Genomic DNA, 1,157 nt, shown 5'->3' on the forward strand with positions numbered 1-1,157 from the left:
CTGAACGTCGCCGCCAACTGCATCGACCGGCACCTGGAGACCCGCGGCGATCAGACCGCGATCATCTGGGAGCCCGACGAGCCCGGCGACGCGGCGCAGCACATCAGCTACCGCGAACTCCACGAGCAGACCTGCCGCATGGCCAACGTGCTGAAGGAGCACGGCGTCGGGCGCGGCGACCGCGTCGTCATCTACCTGCCGATGATCCCCGAGGCGGCCTACGCGATGCTCGCCTGCGCCCGGATCGGCGCGATCCATTCGGTCGTCTTCGCCGGCTTCTCGCCCGATGCGCTCGGCCAGCGCATCAACGGCTGCGACGCCAAGGTGGTCATCACCGCCGACGAGGCGCCGCGCGGCGGCAGGAAGACCGCGCTGAAGTCCAACGCCGACAAGGCGCTCATCCACTGCGACGACCGCGTGCGCTGCCTCGTGGTCAAGCGCACCGGCGGGCAGACCACCTGGACCGAGCACGACGTCGACCTGACCGCCGCGATGAAGGACGCCTCCCCCGAGTGCGCGCCCGTCGAGGTGAACGCCGAAGACCCCCTTTTCATCCTCTACACGAGCGGCTCCACCGGCCAGCCCAAGGGGGTTGTGCACACAAGTGGTGGATATCTGGTTTACGCCGCCATCACGCACCAGATCACCTTCGACTACCATGACGGCGAGGTCTACTGGTGCACGGCAGATGTGGGGTGGGTCACCGGGCACTCCTACATCATCTATGGGCCGCTGGCGAACGGCGCCACCACGCTGATGTTCGAGGGCGTGCCCACCTATCCCGATGCGAGCCGCTTCTGGCAGGTCTGCGAGAAGCATTCCGTGGCGCAGTTCTATACCGCGCCGACGGCGATTCGCGCGCTCATGGGCCAGGGTGACGATTTCGTAACCGGATGCGATCTATCCTCGCTGCGAATCCTCGGCACGGTGGGCGAACCGATCAACCCCGAGGCCTGGACCTGGTACAACGAGGTGGTCGGACAGGGACGCTGCCCGATCGTCGACACCTACTGGCAGACCGAAACCGGCGGGCACCTGATCACCCCGCTGCCGGGCGCGCACGCAACCAAGCCCGGCGCGGCGATGAAGCCGTTCTTCGGCGTGCAGCCGGTGGTGCTGGAACCCGAGAGCGGCAAGGAGATCGACGAGACCGAGGC

At 67.3% G+C, this 1,157-nt stretch carries 1 protein-coding gene; it reads left to right on the top strand.

What is annotated here, in order from left to right; translation table 11 throughout:
• The coding region (locus tag F3H57_RS22030; RefSeq protein WP_149759080.1) for an AMP-binding protein at positions 1 to 1,157 on the top strand (1,157 nt) is incomplete at both ends.

Source organism: Roseivivax sediminis, assembly GCF_900112685.1.
GTDB classification, from domain to species: Bacteria; Pseudomonadota; Alphaproteobacteria; order Rhodobacterales; family Rhodobacteraceae; genus Roseivivax; species Roseivivax sediminis.